17 protein-coding genes are annotated in these 19946 nt (G+C 62.0%); 4 read left to right on the top strand and 13 right to left on the bottom strand.

Features of this window, described 5'->3' with window-relative positions:
- Positions 1–43: 43 nt before the first annotated feature.
- From AC07PQ_RS21520 to pmrG, 12 genes are all read right to left on the bottom strand, one after another.
- The gene (locus AC07PQ_RS21520) at positions 44–577 is read right to left on the bottom strand and encodes a GNAT family N-acetyltransferase (protein WP_493186264.1); all 534 of its coding nucleotides are present in this window, start codon (positions 575–577) and stop codon (positions 44–46) included.
- Positions 578–619: 42 nt separating this feature from the next.
- Complete coding sequence (locus tag AC07PQ_RS21515) at positions 620–2236, bottom strand: ArnT family glycosyltransferase (protein ID WP_493186265.1); 1617 nt, start codon at positions 2234–2236, stop codon at positions 620–622.
- Complete coding sequence (locus tag AC07PQ_RS21510; RefSeq protein WP_493186266.1) at positions 2237–3610, bottom strand: UDP-glucose dehydrogenase family protein; 1374 nt, start codon at positions 3608–3610, stop codon at positions 2237–2239.
- Entirely contained in the window at positions 3607–4020 is a 414-nt protein-coding gene (gene arnF / locus AC07PQ_RS21505; protein WP_101337943.1) for a 4-amino-4-deoxy-L-arabinose-phosphoundecaprenol flippase subunit ArnF, read from the bottom strand. Before arnF ends, AC07PQ_RS21510 begins: the two co-directional genes overlap by 4 nt.
- On the bottom strand, positions 4017–4361 hold the full coding sequence (gene arnE, locus AC07PQ_RS21500) for a 4-amino-4-deoxy-L-arabinose-phosphoundecaprenol flippase subunit ArnE (protein ID WP_007925700.1): 345 nt from the start codon (positions 4359–4361) through the stop codon (positions 4017–4019). The genes arnF and arnE overlap by 4 nt, the downstream gene beginning before the upstream one ends.
- On the bottom strand, positions 4358–6004 hold the full coding sequence (gene arnT, locus AC07PQ_RS21495; RefSeq protein ID WP_493186267.1) for a lipid IV(A) 4-amino-4-deoxy-L-arabinosyltransferase: 1647 nt from the start codon (positions 6002–6004) through the stop codon (positions 4358–4360). Before arnT (AC07PQ_RS21495) ends, arnE begins: the two co-directional genes overlap by 4 nt.
- Positions 6001–6885, bottom strand: coding sequence for a 4-deoxy-4-formamido-L-arabinose-phosphoundecaprenol deformylase (gene arnD, locus AC07PQ_RS21490; protein WP_367601454.1), 885 nt, complete (start codon positions 6883–6885; stop codon positions 6001–6003). Before arnD ends, arnT (AC07PQ_RS21495) begins: the two co-directional genes overlap by 4 nt.
- Positions 6885–8876 carry a bifunctional UDP-4-amino-4-deoxy-L-arabinose formyltransferase/UDP-glucuronic acid oxidase ArnA gene (gene arnA, locus AC07PQ_RS21485; protein WP_493186268.1) on the bottom strand — a complete coding sequence of 664 codons (1992 nt, stop codon included), beginning with the start codon at positions 8874–8876 and terminating at the stop codon, positions 6885–6887. The genes arnD and arnA overlap by 1 nt, the downstream gene beginning before the upstream one ends.
- Positions 8873–9892 (bottom strand): undecaprenyl-phosphate 4-deoxy-4-formamido-L-arabinose transferase, encoded by a 1020-nt coding sequence (gene arnC, locus AC07PQ_RS21480; protein ID WP_102680312.1) that lies wholly within the window; start codon positions 9890–9892, stop codon positions 8873–8875. The genes arnA and arnC overlap by 4 nt, the downstream gene beginning before the upstream one ends.
- A 4-nt stretch (positions 9893–9896) precedes the next feature.
- Positions 9897–11036 (bottom strand): UDP-4-amino-4-deoxy-L-arabinose aminotransferase, encoded by a 1140-nt coding sequence (gene arnB, locus AC07PQ_RS21475; protein WP_493186269.1) that lies wholly within the window; start codon positions 11034–11036, stop codon positions 9897–9899.
- Between the two features lie 524 nt (positions 11037–11560).
- The gene (arnT, locus tag AC07PQ_RS21470) at positions 11561–13213 is read right to left on the bottom strand and encodes a lipid IV(A) 4-amino-4-deoxy-L-arabinosyltransferase (RefSeq protein ID WP_493186270.1); all 1653 of its coding nucleotides are present in this window, start codon (positions 13211–13213) and stop codon (positions 11561–11563) included.
- Between the two features lie 309 nt (positions 13214–13522).
- Positions 13523–14155, bottom strand: a complete 633-nt coding sequence (pmrG, locus tag AC07PQ_RS21465; RefSeq protein ID WP_493186271.1) for a lipopolysaccharide core heptose(II)-phosphate phosphatase PmrG — start codon at positions 14153–14155, stop codon at positions 13523–13525.
- Positions 14156–14577: 422 nt separating this feature from the next.
- On the opposite strand from pmrG, the gene AC07PQ_RS21460 reads away from it, so the two are divergent.
- Positions 14578–15879, top strand: coding sequence for a sensor histidine kinase (locus tag AC07PQ_RS21460; protein WP_493186272.1), 1302 nt, complete (start codon positions 14578–14580; stop codon positions 15877–15879).
- A gap of 187 nt (positions 15880–16066) precedes the next feature.
- Complete coding sequence (locus tag AC07PQ_RS21455; protein WP_493186373.1) at positions 16067–16846, top strand: substrate-binding periplasmic protein; 780 nt, start codon at positions 16067–16069, stop codon at positions 16844–16846.
- A 63-nt stretch (positions 16847–16909) separates the two neighbouring features.
- On the opposite strand, the gene AC07PQ_RS21450 is transcribed toward AC07PQ_RS21455, so the two are convergent.
- Positions 16910–17953 carry a hypothetical protein gene (locus AC07PQ_RS21450; protein ID WP_157173158.1) on the bottom strand — a complete coding sequence of 348 codons (1044 nt, stop codon included), beginning with the start codon at positions 17951–17953 and terminating at the stop codon, positions 16910–16912.
- Positions 17954–18289: 336 nt separating this feature from the next.
- On the opposite strand from AC07PQ_RS21450, the gene AC07PQ_RS21445 reads away from it, so the two are divergent.
- Together AC07PQ_RS21445 and AC07PQ_RS21440 are read left to right on the top strand one after the other, a co-directional pair.
- Complete coding sequence (locus AC07PQ_RS21445; protein ID WP_007925682.1) at positions 18290–19213, top strand: ABC transporter ATP-binding protein; 924 nt, start codon at positions 18290–18292, stop codon at positions 19211–19213.
- The gene (locus AC07PQ_RS21440) at positions 19210–19944 is read left to right on the top strand and encodes an ABC transporter permease subunit (protein ID WP_007925681.1); all 735 of its coding nucleotides are present in this window, start codon (positions 19210–19212) and stop codon (positions 19942–19944) included. Before AC07PQ_RS21445 ends, AC07PQ_RS21440 begins: the two co-directional genes overlap by 4 nt.
- Positions 19945–19946: the final 2 nt, after the last annotated feature.

Raw genomic sequence — 19946 nt, 5'->3', positions numbered from 1 at the left:
GCGATGTGGCCTGTCAGGCCGTCATCGCGAGCAAGCTTCGCTCCTACAGTTGCATAGGGTGGGCAGGCAGTATCAGGCGCATGGCGCAGCGCCGGGCCGCCGGCAGGCCATGGCGAGCTTCCTCGGCCAGCACCTGCCGCAGGCGCGGCCCCAATTGCTCGGCGTCCAGGGTGACGAAACCGCAGCGCTGGTAGAAGGGTTCATTCCACGGCAACTGGCGAAAGGTGCTCAGGGTCAGGGCGGTAAACCCCTGCTGGCGCGCCTGTTCGCCCACCGTCTGCAGCAGGCGGCGGCCAATGCCGCGCCCTTGGGCGGCGCTGGCGACCGAGATTTCCCAGATATGCAGCGCGTCAGCGCAGGCTTCGGCGTCGAGGAAGGCGCACACCTCTTGGTCGAGCACCGCCACCCACACCCGCTGCTGGCGGATATGTGCGCGGTGCTGCGCGGCGTCGGGCACCTCGGCATCGGCCAGCCAGGCCAGTTCGGGGTCGCGGCGAAACAGCGCGGCGGCGCTGCGTTCGATGGCAGGGAGCAGGGTGGCATCGGCCTCTGTGGCCAGGCGGATTTGCAGAGTCATGGGGCGCGAGTGTAAGTAGCCAGGGCGCGACCGATCAACCGTTCAGGGGGGCGTGGTGGCGGGAAGGTGCAGCATGACGTAGTCGTTCTTGTCGAAACGCCCGCCGAGCACCGGGGTCAGTCGCGCCAACGGTGTGGCCTTGAGCGTCGCCAGGTCGCTTTGATCCATGATCACCCAGGCCGGGCCTGGTATGGCTGCAAGGGCTTCGGGGCGCTCGGTGAACAGCGGCTGCAGGTCCTGGTCGAGGTGGACCATGAACTTGATGGCCTTGGCGTCCTTGCCCATATGGTGCAGTACCACAGGGGCCGGGTCTTGCTCGATCAGCTTCCAGGCGGCCAGGGTGAAGGTGCGGGTGTCGTAGAGCTGCCGGGCCAGCGGCTCAAACCCAAGGATATAGGCGCTCCAGACGGCCAGTACGGCGCACAGGGCCAGGCCGCCAATCCGCCAGCGCGGGATGCGCAACAGGCCCAGCGCCGCCAGTTGCAACAGGCCGAGCAGCACCAGCAGAGGACTCAAGCCGGCCAAGGGTTCGGCGAAGCGCCGTTGCGCCACCAGCAACGCGGCTATCAGCAATCCGGGTGTCAGCAGCCACAGGCCCTGGATACCCCGGCGCAACCAGGCCAGGCCGCGGCCCTGGACGTCGTGGAAGGGATAAGCCGCGACGATCGCCAGCATGGGCAACATCGGCAGCAGGTAGCGGGCTTTTTTCGCCTGGGGAATCGACAGACCGATCAACACCAGCAGGGCCGCGGCGCTGCACAGCACCAACAACCTGCGCGCGGGGGCCTGCCGTTCGCGGGGACCGAGCCACACCGCCAGCCAGGTCAGGATCGCCAGCGGGTAGGCCAGGGCATAGTTGCCCAGGGAACTACTGAAGTAATAGAACGGGCCGCTGCTGCCTTCGCTGCCGTCCAGGCGCCCGGTGAACTGCATGCGGATCACCTCCTGCATGAAGGCCGGGCCGCCGCTCAGTCGGGCCAGCCACAGCAATAGCACCACGCATGCCAGCAACAGCAGCAGGGCGCTGCCGCCGAAGACCAGCATGCGTCGCCACTGGCCTTCGAGCAGGTAATAGCTGCACAGCATGCCGCAGGGAATCACCAGGCCGATCGGTCCGCGAATGGCGAACCCTGCGACCAGCAATGCGAGGATCAGCCACAGGCGGCGCGGCGCGGCGAAGTGATCGTGGGCATACCCCAGGTAGAACACCGCCAACGCCAGGGCGGCGAGTATCTGGTCCAGGGACACGGCGCGGGTTTCGCAGATAAAGGTATTGCTGAGCAGGAGCAGGGCGACACTGAGCAGGGCCCAGGTTCGGGAACAGGGCGCCAGCAGTCGATAGATCAGGCTGACTATGGTCGCCGAAGCCAGGGCCGTGGGTAGCCAGGCGCTCAGGCTGACGACCCGGCCGAACGGCAGCGAGAACAGATAGATCAGCAGCGTCGAGGCGCTGCTGTAGTCGGCATAGGGCTGGCCATAGGTGGTGGGGAAGAACCCCGGCCCATGGCGCAGCATTTCCTTGGCGAACAGGACGAACCTGGAGTCGAAACCGGTCACCGCCTGCTGGTAGACCCCGGCACAGAACAGCAGCAGGGCCAGCAGCCCCAGCCCCAACGCTTGCCTGTGCAGTGTCTGGGCGGGGACGGCGCGCGGGATCACTCAGGCTTCAACCGGTGTGCCGGCCCACTGCCGATGAGGAATCGGCAGCTGGCGCGACTCGCCGCGGCCGATCGGGAAGTAGGTGAAGCCGTTACGGGCCAGGCGCTCGGCGTCGTACAGATTGCGCCCGTCGAAGATCACCGGGGTCTTGAGACGCTGTTGCAGCAGCTGGAAATCCGGCGCCTTGAACTGCTGCCACTCGGTGCAGATGATCAGCGCGTCGGCGTCGTTGAGCACCGATTCCGGGGTGCCCATCAGCATCAGCTTCGGCTCGTCGGGGTACAGGCGCTGGGTTTCCTGCATGGCTTCCGGGTCGAAGGCGCGCACGTTGGCGCCGGCGGCCCACAGCGATTCCAGCAGCACGCGGCTGGGGGCATCGCGCATGTCGTCGGTGTTGGGCTTGAAGGCCAGGCCCCAGAGGGCGAAGGTCTTGCCTTTCAGGTCGCCCTTGTAGAAGGCGTTGATGCGCTCGAACAACTTGTGTTTCTGCCGTTCGTTGATAGCTTCCACCGCTTGCAAAAGGTCGCTGGAGCAATGGGCCTGCTCGGCGCTGTGGATCAGCGCGCGCATGTCCTTGGGGAAACACGAGCCGCCATAACCGCAGCCCGGGTAGATGAAGTGATAGCCGATGCGCGAGTCGGCGCCGATCCCCAGGCGCACCGACTCGATGTCGGCCCCCAGGTGTTCGGCCAGCTCGGCGATCTGGTTGATGAAGCTGATCTTGGTCGCCAGCATGCAGTTGGCGGCGTACTTGGTCAGCTCGGCGCTGCGCAGGTCCATGAACATGATGCGGTCATGGTTGCGGTTGAACGGTGCGTACAGGTCGCGCATCACGTCGCGGACTTCTTCGCGCTCGCAACCGACGATGATCCGGTCCGGGCGGCGGCAGTCGGACACCGCCGAACCTTCCTTGAGGAATTCCGGGTTGGAGACGATATCGAACTGCAGGGCGCGCCCGTCCAGGGCCTTTTCGATGTGCGCTTTCAAGGTGTCGCCAGTGCCTACCGGCACCGTGGATTTCTCCACCAGGATCACCGGCTGTTCACGATGCCGGGCCACGGCGTCGCCCACCGACAGCACGTAGCGCAGGTCGGCCGAGCCGTCCTCGCTGGACGGCGTGCCGACCGCGATAAACAGCACCTGGCCATGTTGCACCGCGAGCTTTTCGTCGCTGGTGAAACTCAGGCGCCGGCTTTCCAGATTGTCGCGCACCAGGCTCGACAGCCCGGGCTCGAAGATACTGACGTGCCCCTGTTGCAGCTGCTGGACCTTGTGTTCGTCAATGTCCATGCAGATGACATCGTGGCCGACTTCGGCCAGCACGGCGGCCTGTACGAGGCCGACGTAACCACTTCCAAATACGCTGATTTTCATGGGGTATTCCTGGGACTTGTCGCGGGAGCAGGTCGTGAGTTGATGGTAATGACGCCGAGGATGACCAGTGCCACCCCCAGGGTTTTCGAGAGACTGAACGGTTCGTTGAACAGTGGCAGGCTGGCGGCCAGCAGGTAGACCAGGGCGTAGCTGACGCTGAGCAGGGAATAGGCCCGGCCCAGTGGCAGGTCGCGCAGGGCCAGCAGCCAGCAGAGCATCGACAGGACATAGGCGAGGATCGCCGCCAGCACCACGCCCAGCGCCAGCAGGTCGACCTGGCCGCCGGACAGCGCCGCCAGCCAGTCCGCGGGTACCGGCAGGCGGGTCATGCTCCAGCGCATGCCCAGTTGCGCGGCGCTGACCAGCAGCACGCTGCCCATGGCGAAGGTGAAGCCCAGAGCCCGGCTCATGCGTGGCGACTCAACAGCAGCACGCCTGCCAGTACCAGCGCGACGCCCAGCCAGTGGCGGCGGTCGATGGCTTCATGGAAGACGAAGCGGGCGATCAGGGTGATCAGCACGAAGTTCAGGCTCAGCATCGGGTAGGCGATGCCAACCTCGACCCGCTGCAGCACCAGCAACCACACCAGCAAGCCCAGGCCGAGGCTGGCCAGTGCCAGCCACAGCCAGGGCGAGTGCAGTTTGGCGAGTGCGCCGGAGGGCTGGCCACGCCAGCTTTCCACGGCGAACTTCTGCGCGATCTGGCCCAGGCAGGTCAGCAGGCAGGCGGCGAGCAGCAGCAACAGGCTCATGGCTGGCTCTGAGGGAAGATCAGGATCACGAGATTGCCCTGGTCATAACGTTTGAAATCCTGCGGCAACAGATCGATTTCGTAGTGCTCGTCGCCATTGACCCGCATCACCACGCCCACCTGGCCTTGCTTGCGGGCCTCGGGCATCCATTCGCCGACCTTGCGCAGGTCGATATAGCGATGCTGGGTGTCAGGATAGGCCAGGCCATATTTCACTTCGCCTGTCGTGTTGTACAAGGCGATATCCGGGCGCTTCAGGCGCCAGGCCAGGGCCGAGGCGGCGCCCAGGTCGTTGCTCACCAGGGTGTGGCTCTTCGCGAGTTCCTCGGCGTGATCGATAATGAATTGATCCGGCATCTTGTTGTAGACCACCGAGTTCGGCAGGCCGGCCGGCAGCAGGGCGATGAACAGCCAACTGCCGAGCGCCGGCGCGGCCCACAGTTGCAACGGGCGGAAGGCCGGTAGCAGGTTGCTCATGTTCCAGCCAAGCAGGGCCAGGAATACCAGTACCAGATGCCCGGGCTCGTTGCTGTACAGCGGCTTCTTCAGTTGGAAATACACCAGCGCCAACAGCAGCAACAGGCCCAGCACCAGGTTGAGCACAGCGTTGAGGCGGATGATCCGGGTTTGCCCGGCGTGCAGCCGGTCGCTCAGGCTATTGCCCATCAACAGCGCCAGGGGCAGCAGGCACGGCAGGATATAGGCCGGCAACTTGCCCTTGCTCAGGCTCAAGAACGCCAGCGGCAGGATCAGCCACAGCAGCAGGAAACCGATGCTCGCCTGGCGCCGGGTCTGCCAGGCCTGTTTCAAGGCACCGGGCAGCACCAGGACCCAGGGCATGCTGAACGCCACCAGCAACGGCAGGTAGTACCACCATGGCGAGGCGTGCTGGGCATCGTCACCGGCAAAACGGCGGATGTGTTCATGCCAGAAGAAGAACCGCCAGTAATCCGCTTCCTGGGCATGTACCGCCAGGGCCCACGGCAGGCTCACGACAATCGCCACCAGCACCGCGACGCCGCCGTAGGTGAACAGTTCGCGCAGGCGTTTTTGCCAGAACATGTAGGGCAGGGCGATCAGCACCGGCAGCAGCCAGGCGAGGAAACCCTTGGTCATGAAGCCCATGCCGCAGGCGAAACCCAGGCCGGCCCAGGCCAGCAGGCGGTTGCGTGGGGTGCTGTTGTCCAGGGCGAACCACAGGGCCACCAGGCTCAGGTTGACCCAGAAGGTGAACTGCGGGTCGAGGTTGGCATAACCGCCGGCGCCGACCACCACGCAGAAACTCATATACAGCAGGGCGCAGACCAGGCTCTTGCGCGGGTCGTTCCACAGCCGCCTGGCCATCAAATAGGCCAGCAGTACGCTCAGGCCCATGCTCAGGGCCGAAGCGACCCGCACGCCGAACAGGTTCTGGCCGAACAGCGCCTGGCTGAGGGCGATCATCCAGTAGCCGGCGGCCGGCTTCTCGAAATAACGGATGCCCATGAAATGCGGCGATGCCCAGTGGCCGGTCAGGAGCATTTCCTGGCTGATCTGCGCATAGCGGGTTTCATCGGGAATCCACAAACCGTGGGTGGCCATCGGCAGCAGGTAGAACAGGCCGAAGGCAAGCAGTAAAAGAGGCAGGGCCCAGCGTCTGGTCATGCGCCTTGCACCCCCAGCCAGCCTTCGCGACCCTCGAGGGCGCCACGAATGACCTGCCCCTGGGGCAGGCTCTGCAAGGAGGCGGGCAACAGGTTGCCCAGGGTAGTGAAATGAATGTCGCGCTGGCGGGCTTGCGCCAGCAGTTGACGAAAATCGTTGGCCATCAGAATCCCTTCGACCTCGGCGTGAATGGTGTAGACGTTGAGCCTGTCAGGGCTGAACCGGTCCAGGATGAATGTGTTGAAGTCGTGGGCCGCGACAGCGGGCCCGACCACTTCGTCGAAGGTCGGCAGGTCGACCGGAATCTGCGGGGCACCCAGGCCGCCATCCGCCAGCCGGGGCTGGAAGATCGACGTGCCGCGGCAATCGCTGTTGTAGCGAAAGCCGAAGCCCTGCTTGGCCTCGATCACACGCTCGTCGGCGCGCCAGCCGGCGGCGGCCGAGCAGTCGACGCGCTGGCCGAGAATGTCATTGAGGGTGTCGACGCCCTGGCGGATCTGCTCGATCAGCTGTGCCTGGTTCCAGCGCCCGGCATTGGCCTGCCAGCCGTGGTGATCCCAGGCGTGCAGGCCGACTTCATGGCCGGCATCCCGGGCCTGGCGCATCAGGTGCCCGAGATCGCGACCGATCGGCTTGCCCGGCCAGGCGGTGCCGGCCAGCAGGATGTCCCAGCCATAAAGACCGGCGGCGTTGGAGCGCAGCATCTTCCACAAAAACTGCGGGCGGATCAGGCGCCACAGGTGGCGCCCCATGTTGTCCGGGCCGACGCTGAAGAAGAAGGTGGCCTTGATCCCGGCCTCGTCGAGCAGTTCCAGCAACCGCGGCACCCCCTCACGGGTGCCGCGGTAGGTGTCGACATCGATTCGCAGACCTGCCTGCATCAGCGCTTGTCCGCGATTTCGAGCATGGCTTCGCGCAGAAAGAAGTCCAGCGTGTTGCCGATGGTTTCCTTCATCTCGACGGTCGGCTCCCAGTTCAGCAGGCGCTTGGCGTTGGCGATGCTCGGCTTGCGGTGTTCCACGTCCTGGTAACCGGCACCGTAGAAGGACTTGCTCTCGACCTCGCGGAAACCGGCGAACGGCGGGAAGTTGCCACGCAGCGGATGGGCCTCGAACTGACGCAACAGCTCTTCGCCCAACTGGCGGATGCTGGCTTCGTTGTCCGGGTTGCCGATGTTGATGATCTGGCCGTTGCACACATCGTTTTCGTTGTCGACGATGCGCGCCAGGGCCTCGATGCCGTCGGCGATGTCGGTGAAGCAACGCTTCTGCTCGCCACCGTCGAACAGGCGGATCGGCGTGCCTTCCACCAGGTTGAGGATCAGCTGGGTGATGGCCCGGGAGCTGCCGATGCGCGCCGAATCCAGGCGGTCAAGGCGCGGGCCCATCCAGTTGAACGGGCGGAACAGGGTGAAGTTCAGGCCCTTGCTGCCGTAGGCCCAGATCACCCGGTCCAGCAGTTGCTTGGACACCGAGTAGATCCAGCGTTGCTTGTTGATCGGGCCGACGATCAGGTTGGAGCTGTCTTCGTCGAAGTTCCGGTCCTGGCACATGCCGTAGACCTCGGAGGTCGACGGGAAGATCACGCGCTTGTTGTATTTGACGCAGTAGCGGACCAGCTTGAGGTTCTCTTCGAAGTCCAGTTCGAACACACGCAGCGGGTTGCGGGTGTACTCGATCGGGGTGGCGATGGCCACCAGCGGCAGGACCACGTCGCACTTCTTGATGTGGTACTCGATCCACTCGGAGTGAATGCTGATGTCGCCTTCGACGAAGTGGAAATGCGGATGGTTGCGCAGGCGCTCGATGGCGTCGCAGCCGATATCCAGGCCGTAGACCTCGTACTTGTCGTCACGCAGCAGGCGCTCGGACAGGTGATTGCCGATGAAACCGTTGACGCCGAGGATCAGCACCCGGGTGCGCCGCGGGGCACGACCGGATTCGGCGCCGCGCAGCAGCGAGCCATCCACCAGGCCCAGCTCGTTGGCCAGTTGCGGGCCGCTCAGGTACAGGCCGTTGTCGTTGCGCTGGCCGGCGTTGATCAGCAGCGAGTCCTGGCCGCAGGCGATGCGCAGCGGGTCGACGCTGATCACCCGCCCCGGGGCCTGGCCTTCGTTGCCCTTGATGACCTCGGCGCTCCAGACGATCAGCTTGTGCTCGCCCACGGCGCAGAACGCGCCCGGGTAAGGCTTGGTCACGGCACGCACCAGGTTGAACAGTTGCTCGGCCGGCTGGCTCCACAGCAGCTTGCCATCAGCCGCGGTACGGCGACCGAAGTAGCTGGCCCGGGATTCGTCCTGGGCGGTTTCGCTGACCTTGCCTTGCGCCAGGGCGGGCAGGGTGTCGCGCAGCAGGCTGGCGGCGGCATCGCGCAGCTTGCCGTGCAGGCTCAGCGCGGTATCGCTGCGATCGATGGCCACCCGCTGCTGGGCAACGATCGCCCCGGCATCCGGGCGCTTGACCATGCGGTGCAGGGTCACGCCGGTTTCGCTCTCGCCGTTGACCAGCACCCAGTTGGCCGGCGCGCGGCCACGATAGCTTGGCAGCAGCGAACCGTGCAGGTTGAAGGCGCCCTTGCTGGCGGTGGCCAACAGCGCTTCGCTTAACAGGTTGCGATAGTAGAAGGAGAAGATGTAGTCGGGGTTGAGTTTGGCGATGCGCTCGACCCACAGCGGGTGGTTGGCGTCATCCGGGGCATGCACCGGGATGCCCTTGAGCGAGCACAACTGGGCCACGGAGCCGTAGAAGGTGTTTTCCTTCGGATCGTCGGCATGGGTGAAGACCGCGCCGATTTCATAACCCGCGTTGAGCAGGGCTTCGATGCCCGCGCAGCCGATATCGTGGTAGGCGAAGACAACAGCTTTATGACTCATGGCGAAACCTGATCGGAGAGAGTGGAAGTTAGACCGTCGACGGTGACAGCGGGAGCAGGGGCGGCAGGCTGGCTGCGCAGAACTTTTTCAATGAAGAAGCGTGGACGGGCACGCACATCGCTGTACATGCGACCCAGGTATTCGCCCAACAGGCCCATGCCGATGAACTGGCCACCGGTGAACACGAACAGGATGGCGAACAGCACGAACATACCGTCGCCGGCCCATTCGGAACCGAACACCAGGCGCAGGAAGATCAGCAGCAGGGCGAACAGCACGCCGAGGCCGGCCATGCTGAAACCGATGATGCTCAACAGGCGCAGCGGCGTGGTGGTCATGCAGGTGATCAGGTCGAACATCAGGTTGATCAGGCGCATCGGGCTGTACTTGGAGTCGCCGTGTTCACGCTCGGCGTGGTTCACCAGCACTTCGGTGGTGTGGCGGGCGAAGCTGTTGGCCAGGATCGGGATGAAGGTGCTGCGTTCGCGGCAGGCGAGCATGGCGTCGACCACGCTGCGGCGGTAGGCGCGCAGCATGCAGCCGTAGTCGTTCATGGCCACGCCAGTGGAGCGCTGCACGGCGAGGTTGATCAGCTTCGACGGCCAGCGGCGCCAGGCGGAGTCCTGGCGGTTGTTGCGCACCGTGCCGACCACGTCGTAGCCCAGCTCGGCCTGGGCCACCAGGCGCGGGATTTCTTCCGGCGGGTTCTGCAGGTCGGCGTCCAGGGTGATGACCACGTCGCCACGGCACTGCTCGAAACCAGCCATGATCGCTGCGTGCTGGCCGTAGTTGCGATTGAGGATCACCGCCACCACCGGGCTGCCTTCGCGGCCGGCCGCCTCCTCGAGGATCTGTGCCGATTCGTCGCGGCTGCCATCGTCCACCAGGACGATCTCGAAATCGTGCTTGAGCTGGCGGCAGGCCGCTTCAGTGCGCCGCAGCAGTTCGGGCAGGCTTTCTTCTTCGTTGTAGACCGGAATGACGATCGACACGAACTGGATTGGATAAGGTTTCAAGGTTTCAGTCCAGACAGGTTTTGATGGCGCCGACGACCCGCTCGACATCGTCGAGGGTCATGTCGGGGAACAGCGGAATCGAGCACAGGCGTGCCGAGTTCCATTCGGTGTTGGGTAAATGCACATCCGGGAAGCGCTGGCGGTAATAGCTGTGCAGGTGAGTGGCGACGAAGTGGATGCCGCTGCCGATATTTTGCTCTTGCAGGGCCTTCATGAAGCCGTCGCGATCGATGCCGCAACGCTCGGCGTCGATGCGCAGGATGAACAGGTGCCAGGCATGTTGCTGCGGATACTGCGGCAGGTGCAGCGGTTGCACCGGCAGGTCGCGCAGTTGCTCCAGATAGGCATTGGCCAGGATCTCGCGCTGGCGATTGATTGCGTCCAGGCGCTGCAACTGCACCAGGGCGATGGCGGCATTGATATCCGCCAGGTTGTATTTGAAGCCGGGCTCGATCACCTCGGCCTGGGGCTTGCGCCCGTGGGTCAGGCGGTCATAGGCATCGACGCCCAGGCCATGGAACTTGAGCATGCGCACCCGGTTGGCCAGGGCCTCGTCGTCGCTGACGAACATCGCGCCTTCGGCGCAGGTCATGTTCTTGATCGCATGGAAGGAAAAGATCGCCGTGCCCCGGGCGCCGACGGGCCGACCGCGATAGGTGGTGCCAGCGGCGTGGGCGGCGTCTTCGATCACCGCGATGCCGTGTTTGTCGGCCAGGGCGTACAGCGGGTCGAGGTCGAAGGCGGCACCGGCGTAATGCACCGGGATGATCGCTTTGGTCCGCGGTGTGATCACCGCTTCAATCGTGGCGGCATCGGTCATCAGGGTGTGCGGATCGACATCGACGAAGACCGGCGTCGCGCCCAGCAGGCAGATCATGTTGGCTGTGGAAACCCAGGTCTGCGAGGGGGTGATCACCTCATCGCCCGGGCCGACGCCCAGCGCCAGCAGGGTAATGTGCATGCCGCCGGTGGCCGATGACAGCGCCACCGCGTGCTGGCAGCCGACCCGCGCGGCGAATTGCTGCTCGAGCTCCTGGTTTTTCGGTCCGGTGGTGATCCAGCCGGAGCGTAGAACCTGCTCGACCGCAGCGATCTCTTCGTCGCCAATACTCGGGCGCGAGAAAGGAAGGAAAGCCTGGTTCATTGAGACCTCGGGTGAAGAAAAACGTCAGAGAACGAAGGGGTCAAACGATGTGTGAAAGGTGCGGATGGTTCTTGCTTTTATTCAGGTCGTGAATGAGATGAGTACAGTCATTGGCACTTATCCATGGTTGAGCCGTCGGAGGCAGTCCTAGCCGTGTTTGAGTAAAGACCATATTGAGCAAAAGTAAATACGGATCAAGGTGTTATCGGTGAAATAAGATCAATCTCAGATCGTGTTCAGGATCTTCGTCGTGGTGGATCCAGGTTTCGAGGGCCCGAGATTAAGCGGAAAAATGTGAAACGAATATGAAAAATAGGGCAAGACTCCGTTTATCTTCGAAGCAGACAGCCAGGGTTCAGTTTTTCCGCCTGCAGAGCGCTCCAGGCGGTGGTGAGGACGACTTTTTAGAACCTTCCGCAGTCTTCTTGAAGACCCCGATGGCGCTGTTTTTTTGTCCTTTGGAGTCATGCATCTGGAATGCTGCCGGCGAGAGTGTCGGCGGCTGCACTGTGAGTCGAAGAGGCTCAAGATTCGATCCGGGGAAAGATCAGGATGGTCATGTTGCCGCGCTCGTAACGCTTGCCGCCCAGGGGCAGCAACTCGACCTCACGCACCTCGTCGGCGTTGTTGACCCGCATCACCACGCCCACCGAGCCTTGCTTGCGGGCCTCGGCCATCCATTGCTGGACTTGGTCGAGGCCCACCGTGCGGGGCGCTGAGTCGGGATAGGCGATGCCGTACTTCAGTTCGCCGACGGTGTTGTACAGGTCCACCTGCGGGCGTTGCAGGCGCCAGGCCAGTGCCGAAGCGGCGCCCAGGTCGTTGCTCAGCAAACGGCTGGTCTGGCTCAGCTCCTGCTGGTGCTCGGCAATGAACTGGTCCGGCATCTTGCTGGCGACGATATGGGCCGGCATCGCCGCGGGCAGCAGGGCCACCAGCAGGCCGATACCCAATGCGGGCGCGGCCCACAGCGTCAGCGGCCGCAGGGCCTGCAGGGCGTTGGTGATGATCCAGCCCATCAGCACCAGGTAGCCGAGGGACAGGCTGAACATCTCCATATGCCCGTATACCGGCCGGGTGATCTGCAGGTAGATCAGCGCCGCCAGCGCGGCCAGGGCGAGGCCGACATTGAGCAGGCCGTTGATGCGTATGACGCGTCCGCGCGCCTGGTTCAACCGTTCGACCAGGGTGTGCCCCATCAACAGGGCCAGGGGCAGCAGGCACGGCATGATGTAGGTGGGCAGCTTGCCCCGGCACAGGCTGAAAAACGCCAGCGGCAGTACCACCCAGAACAGCAGGAAGCCGATACCGGGATCACGCTTCTGTTTCCAGGCCTGGCCCAGGGTGGACGGCAGCAAGGCTGCCCACGGCAGGCTGGAGACCACCAGCATCGGCAGGTAGAACCACCAGGGGCGGGTGTGCTGGGCATCCTCGGCGGTGAACCGGCGAATGTGCTCGTGCCAGAAAAAGAAACGCCAGAAGTCCGGTTCCTGCCCATGGATCATCCATACCCAGGGCAGGCTGACCAGCACGGCCACCAACACCGCCAGCAGGCCGTAGCGCAACAGTTCGCCCAGGCGTCGTTGCCAGATCATGTAGGGCAGGGCGATCAAGGCCGGCAGTAGCCAGGCGAGAAAGCCCTTGGTCATGAAGCCGATACCGCAGGCCACGCCCAGCATCGCCCAGGCCAGGATGCGCTGACGTGGGGTGGGGCCGTCGATGGCAAACCACAGCGCCACCAGGCTGAGGTTGACCCACAGGGTGAATTGCGGATCGAGGTTGGCGTAGCCCGCCTGCCCGGCGATCAGGCCGAAGCTCATATAAAGCAGCGCTGCGGCAAAGGACTTGCGCGGATCCTTCCACAAACGTCGGGCGATCAGATACGCCAGTACCACACTCAAGCCGGTACTGAACACCGAGGCAATCCGCACCCCGAACAGATTGTCGCCGAAGATGGCCTGGCCGATGGCGATCATCCAGTAACCTGCAATCGGTTTCTCGAAATAACGAATGCCCATGAAGTGTGGAGACATCCAGTTGCCGCTGAGCAGCATTTCCTGGCTGATCTGTGCGTAGCGGGTTTCATCGGGGATCCACAGGCCGTGGAAGGTGAGGGACAACAGGTAAAACAAAGCGAACGCCAGAAACATCAACAGCAGCGTCGAGCGTCGGGTCATGGACGAACACTCCCTCGGCGAGGTTGTTCATGGCGGACGGGCGGCTGGCAGTCGATTGACTTGCCGAATAGACAGCGGAAATGGGCGCGTAACATCCCTCGGCTCCTGACAGCAGGGTTAAGTTTCTGTTGGTCGTTAAATGTGCCCGGCAAGGCGTTGAGCATTAATCGACGCCGGGCTGATGCCTATTCAAGCTTGAAAAACGCTGGCGTCCAGTTATCCACTGAAAAACAAGTAACTTATTGATTCAAGGCATGCCTTAGTTGGTTTCTTTGAGCTTGGCAAACTTAAATACATGTAAGAAAACTCCTACGGCCTCCCGCTCAGAAGGGACGACCAGTTCTGTTCATTGACCACGCCCAGCACTTTCACTTGTCCCATTTCACTCATGGATACGAACAGCGCGCTGCCGTATTCGCTGGCCAACGCATGCTTGAAACCGGTCTGGCTTTCAAAGTCGCTGATGCAACCGCTGTGGGTCACCAGCAGCAGGTTATGGTGGGCCAGTTTGTGGGCGACCACCTCATTGCGCAGGGACTTGCCGCAACTGGCCAGCCACTCCTGGGTGACCATCGGTTGTTCGAACATATAGGCCGCGGTCTGCGCTGTGCGGGTGATGGGGCTGCTCAGCACGTCGGTATGGCTCATGCCCAGGGTCCTGAAGGCCGCCCCCAGGTGCACCGCCGCCTCGCTGCCGACGCGGGTGATGCCATCGGCAGGCCCCAGGCAGGGATGAGGCGAGCGGTCGCAACGCTCGACATGACGCACCAGCACCACCACATTGCCGGCCTGCCATTGCTCGAGGAGCCCAGAGGTTTGCAGGTCGGCGGCGGACGCCAGGTTCAGTGGCGACCTTGGCCACAACGTGAACCCCGCCACCAGTGCGCCTGTCATGGCCAGCAGCAACAGTCGAGGCCAGCCTCTGGCTGCCAGCCGTTTCATTCCGATGCGCAACACCACGGGTTCACCACTGAAGTGGAAATTACAGTCGATAAAGTTCGTCGCAGCCGCAATGGCGCGATAAGCAAGAGCAACTCAAGGGAAAGCCATGCAGTTCCAAGGTTGCTGGAAATCTAGGGCGGGGCAGGTGAAATGGATGTGAAAAATTCAACAAGTATTTCTTTAGAGGATCATTGTTGTTTGCGGAGTTTTAGTTAGCTGGCTTGCTATTTTTTCAGGACGTTCTTAGTTGTATTTAGTTGGCTGTCACGATTGCGGGTTTCGTGGATTCTGCTGTACTCGATTGCCGATTCACGGGTCTTGGATCATGGGCTGGTCTATCTTTTTCCAGCACCGGCGAGGAGCCGGGCAGGGGAAAAATATCGCTGTCGAAATAACGAATATGTACTCCAATGTGGGTAGCCATGGATCTCAAGCAAAGCCTGAACACGCGGATCGTGATTGTTTTCGCCTTGATGACCGCGCTGGTCGCAGGCTTCTTTGCCATCGGCATCGTCGCCACGGTGCATGTGGTGGAACGCAAGCTGACCACCATGAGCCTGGGGGGCAACCTGCACCGCCTACTGTTGCTGGATAGCCCCGAGCAATGGAGTCATCGGCCGGAAAAGAACGAATTGTTCTTCGCCCAGGACGGTCGCGTCGACCTGATCCTGGCACCGTCGCTCGACACCTTGCCGGAAGGCTTCCAGGAGGTGTTGTTCGAGGGGCTGCCCTACTACGCGATGACCCGCGTGGTCGATGGCCGCAAATATGTACTGCTGCGTGACCAGGTCAGCCTGAAAAAACGCGAGCGGCTGTTGTTTTCGGTGGTGGCGGTGGGCTTCGTCCTGAGCATCCTGCTGGCCATCCTCCTGGGTTGGCTGCTGGCCAAACGGGTCATGGCGCCGGTCATACGCCTGGCCCGCCAGGTGCACCATCGTGATCAGTTACTGGCGCTGGCACCGCCGCTGGCTCCGGACTATGCGAACGATGAGGTGGGCGAACTGGCGACCTCGTTCGACCAGACCCTGGGCCGGCTGCGGGCGGCACTGGGCCGGGAGAAAATGTTCACCAGCGATGTCAGCCATGAGCTGCGCACGCCCTTGATGGTGCTCGCCAGTTCCTGTGAACTGCTGCTCGAAAATCCATCGCTCGACGCCCGCTCACAGGCGCAGGTCGGGCGTATCGCCCGGGCGAGCGATGAGATGTGCCAACTGGTCGATACCTTTCTGATGCTCGCCCATACCGAAAACCGAACCTCGCATCTGGGGACCAGCGCCTGCCTCAAGGAAGTGGCGGATGCGCTGGCGGAGATCTGGGGCAAACTGATTCGCGACAAGGGGCTGGCGTTTATCTACAGCGTCGAACATGAGTCGGACGCCCGCTACAACCTGACCTTCCTGCAATCGATCATGGGCAATCTGCTGCGCAATGCCTGGCACTACACCGATCAGGGTTTCATCCGCCTGAGTGTGCTCGAGCGCGGCTTTGTGGTCGAAGACAGCGGTATCGGTATTCCCGAGGAAAAGCGCAACGCAATGTTCCAGCCTTTCGTGCGTGGCGACGAGCAACGGGGAGAGGGCCTGGGCCTGGGTTTGTCCCTGGTGCAGCGCATATGCAGCCATCAGGGCTGGCGGGTGAACCTCGGTAGCCGCCAGCCCAATGGCTGCCGGTTCAGTGTCGATTTGGCGAACCCAGGTGGACCGGATCGGCAATCCCCTGGTTGATTTCCACCGGCGACGCCTTCGTGGGCGTGACAGCCATCGTATACTGCGCCTTGCTGGTTTTGACGACGAAGCACTGCCCGCAAGAACTGGTTTCCCAGCCAGGCTTATCGTCGTCGACAGCCATGGCGAACCTGCACTGTCTCGCCACCAACCCAATAACGATATAGAACCCCAAGAGGCTTGCTGTGTGATTAGAGCAACACCAGCCAAAAGCACATCGTTCTTCACTCTGTTGCTGCCATTGCTTCTCTCGATCGCACCGGTCCTTAAGGCGCACGAAGCCCTCGAGTTTCTGATCCCGGACGCGCCACCCCTGACCATGGTCAATCAGGGCGATCGTCACGGCATAGTCGGCGACATTGTTCTGCGGGCGCTGAACAACAGTGGATATGCCAGCGAGCCCAGAACCCTGCCGTGGGCGCGGGCGCAGAAATACGCCCTCGAAAAGGACAACGTCCTGATCGCGCCGCTCAGCCGCACACCCGAGCGGGAAGATCGCTACACCTGGATTGCCCCGATCATGCCGATGGATCGGGCGTTTTTCAGCCTTGAGCATAAAGTGACGAGCTTCGAAGAGGCCCGGCAGCGTTTCAAGGCCATCGCCGTGGGGCTGGGCAGTGCCCAGGAAGAAATCCTGCGCAGCAAAGGCTTCGCCCCGGAGCAGATCTATGCGATCAAGATCGGCGAGAACCCCGCGCAATTGCTGTTGAAGGGCAGGGTGGACGCCTGGTTCAACGGGGTTCAGGAAAGCCGGTATATCTGGAAGCGCGTCTCCAGCCGGCCGCTGTTGATGAGCCCACCCATGGTGAGTCATGAGCTTTACCTCGCCTGTTCCAAAGTGTGCGACGCCAAGGTCGTGACCCATGTTGCGAAGGCCATAGAGGCCATGCGCCGTGATGGTTATATCGAGAAAGTCAAAGACCGCTATCTGAATAACGCCCCTTTGATAAAGTCTGGCAATTTATAATTAGCCGCTTCAGGTTTACTGACCCTGGTCGTAATTAGAGTCTGTCCGGCGAGCAAGAAAAGTTTATTCGGACAGCGCATCCTCGTTGAGCCGAATGACCTCGTTGAGGCTTCTAAGGGTGTTGTTGAAGTTGTCCTTGGCATGGTTGAGTTTCTTGAATTGCTCCGCCAGCTCCCTGGTTTTTTGCTGCAATGCTTCTTCGCGTTTATCCAGTTCGCACTGACGCGCTTCTTGTTGCGCCCGTACCGTGCTGTCGGATTGCCGATCTTCATCAAGTTGCCGTTGCAGTTGCTGTAACTGCTCTTCCTTCTGTTCGAACGCGCGCTCTTTCTCCTGCAGTTGGGACTCTCTGGAGTCCAGGGTCTGCTGTTGCGCCTGGCTTTGCAGTTTCTGTTGCTTGAGCCGATTGGCGATGCTGGAAAACTCCATCAGGCTCGCCTCGACATCCTGCAGGAAGTGCTCGGGGTCGGTGCCCGGGAAAGGCCAGGCTTCATCCAGGGGTTCGACCGGGGACTGCTGTTCGTCCGGTATTGGCAGGGGGCCGGCATCGGAGTAGCGAATTTCGGCTTCGGGCGCATCTGGCTGGGGGCTTTGCGTTGCGCAGCTGCCCGCAGCCGCGGTGGATTCGTGGTGTTCTTGCTCGGCGCTGTCGTTTGCCTGTTCGTCGAGCTGCGCCAGGGCAGCGTCGAGTTGCTGGTCATCGATGGCTGTGGGCAAATGCTCGGCCGCCGGGCCGAATTGAGCCGAATTCTGAAAGCTCAGCAGCTTGGCGATCCACTCTTTCTTGGTGCTCAACAGGCGATGGTCCGCGGCGGCGGCAGGGGGTAACTGTTGTTTGTTCAGGTCCAGCAGATGGTAGGGTACATCGCTTTCACGGTGTTCGCCGGTGGCTGCCTCGCGCAGGATCTGGCTGAACACGCGAATCGCCAGCTGCCCGTCCTCGTCCGAGTCCAGGGCGCCCAGGCAGTAATTGCCCCCTTCGTTGAACAACAAGGCGATATAGACGCGCAGATTATCGTCATCAAGGCTTTCGTTCAGGCTATAGGCGAGAAAGTTTCGACCTGCTTCTGGAACAGAAAAACTGCAGAGCAAAGCCGCTGTCAGCATTTGCTGCTCTTTGTTTTCAATGAAGATAGTGCGTAAGAGCATATGTCACCCAGTAAACTCAAGTAAAAAACATGAGCGCTAGGATACTAGGAAATAATGTCGGCTGGCGTTAAGAGTAATACTCCGATTGCATAGGATAAATCTTATAATTCTATTGAATAGTCTTATTCATATGGATTTATACCCTCATTAAAAATACCAGCGTGTATTGTATTGCGCCCATTCCGGCACAACACAGCTGTTGATCCTGTTGCAACTATCCAATCTCAACCCCCTGCTGAATATGAATGGCTTTTAGCTGTTCACCTCAGACTTCTCTTGCTGAACCTGGAAGCCATGATCGAAATATCCAAACTAACCAAGTCTTTTTCCGGGCAGGTCGCGGTCGACGATCTGTCCTGTCATATCGGCCCGGGAGAAGTTCTGGGGATTCTTGGGCCAAACGGTGCAGGCAAATCCACCACGATGAAAATGCTCACCGGCTTTCTGGCGCCGACCTCCGGCACCGCGAGCATCCTGGGGTTCGACATCCGCACCCAGACCCGTCATGCCCAGCAGCAGATGGGCTACTTGCCGGAAGGCGCACCCAGCTACAGCGACATGGCGGTACAGGGCTTTCTGGAGTTCATTGCCAGTGTTCGCGGCTATCGCGGTGCGCAGAAGCGTGAACGGGTGGACCGGGTGATCGACCTGCTGGAGCTCGGTGACGTCCGCCGGCAGACCATCGAAACCTTGTCCAAGGGCTTCACCCGCCGGGTCGGCCTGGGCCAGGCGATCCTCCACGATCCGCGGGTGCTGATTCTCGACGAACCCACCGACGGCCTCGACCCGAACCAGAAGCAACTGGTTCGCCAACTGATCCAGGACTTGGGCCAGGACAAGATTGTGATCATCTCGACCCACATCCTCGAAGAAGTCTCGGCCGTCTGTAACCGTGCCCTGATCATCAGCAATGGCCGCTTGCTGGCCGACAGCACGCCGTATGAGCTGGAGCGCAGTTCGCGCTATCGCCAGGCGGTGACCTTGCAGGCCGACGAGCCGCTGGACCTGCTGGCCCTGGTGGTATTGCCGGGTGTGGCGGGCGTCGAGGAGAACCCGGCAGAGGGCAGCCTGACGCTGCTGGCGCGGCCCGGCGAGGTGATTTTCCCTCAGGTCAACGCGCTGGTGACCGCGCGTGGCTGGAAGATGAAGCGCCTGGAACTGGAGCAGGGTCGTCTTGACGAGGTCTTCCAGACCCTGACCCGGGGAGAGTCGGCATGAGACAGTTACCGGTAATTTTCAAACGTGAGCTGGGCAGTTATTTCGCCACGCCGCTGGCCTTCGTGTTCATCGAGATCTTCCTGGTGCTCTCGGGCGTCTTCACCTTCTACCTGGGCAGTTTCTACGAGCGCAACCAGGCGGACCTGGCGCCGTTCTTCGACGTCCATCCCTGGCTCTATCTGTTCCTGCTGCCGGCCCTGGCCATGCGCCTGTGGTCGGAGGAGCGCAAGTCCGGCAGCATCGAATTGCTGATGACCCTGCCGGTGAGCTGTTTCGAAGCGGTGGTCGGCAAGTTCCTCGCCGCCTGGGTTGTCGCCGGCATCACCCTGTTGCTGACCCTGCCCATGGTGCTCACCGTGAATTACCTGGGGAACCCGGACAACGGCGTGATACTGACCGGCTATCTGGGCAGTTGGTTGCTCGCCGGCACCTACCTGGCGATCGGCTCCTGCATGTCGGCCATGGCCAAGAGCCAGGTGATTGCCCTGATCCTCGCCTTCATGGTGTGTTTCCTGTTCGTTGCCTGCGGTTTCTCCCTGGTGCTGGATGCACTCAACCCGTGGGCACCGCAATGGCTGTTGGACTTGCTGGCCTCGCTGAGCCTGCTGACGCATTTCGGCGCGATCAGCAAAGGACTGATCGATCTGCGCGATCCGCTGTATTTCCTCAGCGTGATCGTCGCCTGGCTGATGGCCACGGTGGTGACGGTCAACCTGAAGAAAGCCGAGTGAGG

The organism is Pseudomonas sp. GW821-FHT09E12 (genome assembly GCF_059416085.1).
The sequence above is the reverse complement of the archived record's forward strand: the minus strand, read 5'-3'. Positions and strand labels throughout refer to the sequence as shown.